The following is a 3,918-nucleotide window of genomic DNA, read 5'->3' on the forward strand; positions in this document are numbered from 1 at the left end:
GCGCTGGCCACAGGCCTGGGCGCACTGGCCTGGGGCTATCCGTTTTTGACCAGCCACACGGCGCATTTTTCGCTGCCCGTGGTGGGTGAGATCCACGTGGCCAGCGCGCTGTTCTTCGACATCGGCGTGTTCACCCTGGTGGTGGGCTCCACCATGCTCATCCTCACCGGCATTGCCCACCAGTCGGTGCGTAGCCACCGCTACAACAACGCACGCGCGGCCGAAGAAGCCCAGGCCGCCGCCACACCGGGAGAAGGTCCATGGAACTGATACTGGCCCTGGCCATCGGCGTGCTCACCGGCTCCGGCGTGTGGCTGCTTCTGCGGCCCCGTACCTTCCAGGTCATCATGGGCCTGTCGCTGCTGTCGTACGCGGTCAACCTCTTCATTTTCAGCATGGGCCGCCTGGGCCTCGCGATTGACAAGGAGCCCGTGCTGCAGCCCGGGGTGCCGCAAGACCTGGCCCACTATGCCGACCCCATGCCTCAGGCACTCACGCTCACGGCCATCGTGATCGGCTTTGCCATGACCGCCCTCTTCCTCGTGGTGTTGCTGGCATCGCGCGGCATGGCAGGCACCGACCATGTAGACGGCACCAAGGGTAAAGACGTGCAGGAAATGCCATGACTAGAGAACACCCCCCTGAGCGGCTTCGCCGCTTCCCCCCGCTCTCGCAGCGCTGCGCACTGCGGGCAGGGGGACGCAGCCCTCGATGCGGGGCGGCCCTTTCTCGGCTGCCCTGGCCTGGGGCGTGCCAGTTTCATGCGCAGCGTCTTGGACCAATCACATGACACTCATGCACATGCTGCTTGAGCGGCTGATGCCACACCTGATCCTCGCGCCCATTGCGCTGCCCCTGCTCACGGCCGGGCTCATGCTGCTGCTGCGCGAGGAACGCCAGCGCACCAAGGTCACGCTCAACATCACGTCGACCCTGGTCGGCCTGGTGGTGGCTGTGTTGCTGCTGGTCCAGGCCAAGGAGCCCAGCGTGCAGACCAGCCTGGGCGTGTACCTGCCGGGCAACTGGCCGGCGCCGTTCGGCATCGTGCTGGTCATCGACCGCCTGTCGGCCATGATGCTGGTGCTGACCAGCACAGTGGCGCTCGCCACGGTGCTGTTCTCGGCCGCGCGCTGGCACCGAGCGGGTGTGCACTTTCACCCGCTGTTCCAGTTCCAGCTCATGGGGCTGGCAGGCGCGTTCCTCACGGCCGACCTGTTCAACCTGTTTGTGTTCTTCGAGATCATGCTGGCGGCGTCCTACGGGCTGCTGCTGCACGGCTCGGGCCGCCCGCGCGTGTCGGCGGGGCTGCACTACATCGCCATCAACCTCGCCGCCTCTTCGCTGTTCCTCATCGGGGTGTCGATGCTCTACGGCATCACCGGCACGCTCAACATGGCCGACCTGGCCCAGAGCATTGCGGGTGTGGCCGTGGCAGACCGGGGGCTGCTGCATGCGGCCGCGGCCATTCTGGCGGTCGCGTTCCTCATCAAGGCCGCCGTGTGGCCGCTCAACTTCTGGCTGGTGCCTGCCTACAGTGCGGCCACGGCGCCCGTGGGTGCGCTGTTCGCGCTCATGACCAAGGTGGGCGTGTACAGCGTGCTGCGGCTGTGGACACTGCTGTTTGGAACAGAGGCCGGTGAATCCGCGCTGTTTGGCAGCCAGTGGCTTATTGGCGGCGGCATGCTGACCATGGCCTTTGGTGCGATCGGTATGCTGGGCTCGCAGCGGCTGGGGCACCTGGCCGGGTTCAGCGCCGTGCTGTCGTCGGGCACGCTGCTGGCCGCCGTGGGCTTCGGGCAAAACCTGCTCACGGGCGGGCTGCTGTACTACCTGCTCAGCTCTACCCTGGCCGTGAGTGCGCTGTTCCTGCTCACCGACCTGATCGACCGCTGGCGCAACAACGGTGCCAACCTGGCTCCGTATGAGCAGACCGACGACGCACCCTTTCTGTCGGCCGACCTGGTGCCCACCGAGGGCATGAACCTGGACGACAAGGAACAGGCGCTGATCGGCCAGGTCATTCCCGCCGCAGCGGCCTTTCTGGGCCTGGCGTTCATGGCCTGCACGCTGGTCATTGCGGGCCTGCCGCCCTTGCCCGGTTTTGTGGGCAAGTTCGCCATGATCCACGCACTGCTCAACCCGCTGGGGCTGGGCGCGGCCCAGGGCATCCGCCTGGGCGCTGCGGGCTGGATGCTGGTGGCGTTGCTGGTGAGCTCGGGGCTGCTGGCGCTGCTGGCACTCACACGCGCGGGCATTCGCCATTTCTGGTCGGCCCAGGGCCGTGCTTCACCGCAGCTTTTGGTGCTGGAGGGGCTGCCCATTGCGCTGCTGCTGCTGGCTTGCGTGGCGCTGGTGTGGCAGGCTGGGGCGGTGATGCGCTACACCCAGGCCACGGCCGATGCCCTGCATGCGCCCGGCACTTACGTGCGTGCGGTGATGACCGCTGCGCCCGTCGCGGCTTCGCCTGCGGCGATGCCTGAAACCACGCCCACGGGGGACAAGCCATGACCCAACCTGCTCAACCTGCGGCGTCCAACGCCCCCGCCATGCCGCCACGCCCTGGTCCATTGCGGCGCCTGGTGCCTGCCCCGCTGCTCTCGCTGGCGCTCCTGGGCCTGTGGCTGCTGCTCAACCGCAGCCTGAGTGCAGGCCACCTGGTGCTGGGCTCTGTGCTGGCACTGGCCATCCCGCTGCTCACCGCCGGGCTGCGCCCGCTGCCGGTGCGCATCCGCAAGCCGGGCACCGTCCTGCGCTTGGCACTCACGGTGGTGGCAGACACCACCCGGTCCAACCTCGCGGTGGCCCGCCTGCTGCTGGCGCCCGGCCGCAGGCGCCACCCTGCGGGCTTTGTGCACATCCCGCTGGACGTGCGGGACCCCAACGCATTGGCCGTGCTGGCGATGATCGTGTGCATCACACCCGGTACCGCGTGGGCCGAGATTTCGCTGGACCGCAGCATGCTGCTGCTGCACGTGCTGGAGTTGGACGACCCCGCCACAGTGATCGCTGACGTGAAGCAGCGCTACGAGACGCCCCTGATGGAGATTTTTGAATGACCCCCGTGCTGGACTGGGCCCTGCCGGCCGCCCTGCTCATGCTCGCGCTGGCCATGGGCTGCGCGTTGATCCGACTGCTCAAGGGCCCTTCCGCGCAAGACCGCGTGCTGGCGCTGGACTGCATGTACTTGAGCGGCATGCTTGTGATGCTGGTGCTGGGCCTGCTGTATGGCAGCAAGAACTATTTTGAGGCGGCGCTGCTGCTGGCGCTGTTCAGCTTTGTCGGCTCCATGGCCATGGCCAAGTTTTTGCTGCGCGGTGAGGTGATCGAATGACCGAAGCCGCCACCACCGCCACCGCTGTTCTTCCGCTGTGGCTGGAAATCATCGTTGCCGTGCTGGTGCTGGCTGGTGCCGCGCTGGCCCTGCTGGGCTCCATCGGCTTGCTGCGCCTGCCGACCTTTTTTGAACGGGTGCACGCGCCCTCCATCATTGCCACGCTGGGCTGCTGGCTGATCATGCACGGCACCGTGCTGTACTTCTCGGTGGCCGACCGCAGCCTGGCGCTGCATGCGCTGCTGATCGCCGTGTTCGTGGCGATCACGGTGCCGGTGATGTCGATCTTTCTCATGCGCGCGGCGCTGTTCCGCGCACGGCAGGCCGGGCGCGACGTGCCGCCCAGCCTGAGCCAACCCAAGGTGGGTGTGAACACGGAAGTCAAAGACGCCTGATCAACCACTCCTGATTTAATAGCTGCTGGCGCATATAAAACATGCGCTTACGGCATTTTCGGCTCTTATTTCGCCCCTGGCACGCCAAACCCGCCACCGCCGGGGGTGTGGATCTCGAACACATCGCCCGGCGCCATCTCGGCCTGGCCAATGTGGTCCAGCAGCTCCACCCGGCCATCGCTGCGCACCACC

General features: G+C 66.8%; 6 protein-coding genes. All 6 read left to right on the plus strand.

Annotation, left to right across the window (positions count from 1 at the left end):
• The coding region (locus DBR23_RS31095) for an MnhB domain-containing protein (RefSeq protein ID WP_304466218.1) at nt 1-270 on the plus strand (270 nt) is incomplete at its 5' end.
• Nucleotides 261-626, plus strand: coding sequence for a Na+/H+ antiporter subunit C (locus tag DBR23_RS18795; RefSeq protein WP_015014440.1), 366 nt, complete (start codon nt 261-263; stop codon nt 624-626). The genes DBR23_RS31095 and DBR23_RS18795, both read left to right, overlap by 10 nt.
• 169 nt (nt 627-795) lie before the next feature.
• Entirely contained in the window at nt 796-2,508 is a 1,713-nt protein-coding gene (locus tag DBR23_RS18800; protein ID WP_233250561.1) for a monovalent cation/H+ antiporter subunit D, read from the plus strand.
• Between the two features lie 38 nt (nt 2,509-2,546).
• On the plus strand, nt 2,547-3,056 hold the full coding sequence (locus DBR23_RS18805) for a Na+/H+ antiporter subunit E (RefSeq protein ID WP_108499225.1): 510 nt from the start codon (nt 2,547-2,549) through the stop codon (nt 3,054-3,056).
• Nucleotides 3,053-3,331, plus strand: coding sequence for a K+/H+ antiporter subunit F (locus DBR23_RS18810; RefSeq protein WP_056063664.1), 279 nt, complete (start codon nt 3,053-3,055; stop codon nt 3,329-3,331). The genes DBR23_RS18805 and DBR23_RS18810 overlap by 4 nt, the downstream gene beginning before the upstream one ends.
• Complete coding sequence (mnhG, locus tag DBR23_RS18815; protein WP_099730475.1) at nt 3,328-3,726, plus strand: monovalent cation/H(+) antiporter subunit G; 399 nt, start codon at nt 3,328-3,330, stop codon at nt 3,724-3,726. Before DBR23_RS18810 ends, mnhG begins: the two co-directional genes overlap by 4 nt.
• The last annotated feature ends 192 nt before the right edge of the window (nt 3,727-3,918 follow it).

Source organism: Acidovorax sp. HMWF018, from assembly GCF_003061035.1.
Taxonomy (GTDB): Bacteria; Pseudomonadota; Gammaproteobacteria; order Burkholderiales; family Burkholderiaceae_C; genus Acidovorax; species Acidovorax delafieldii.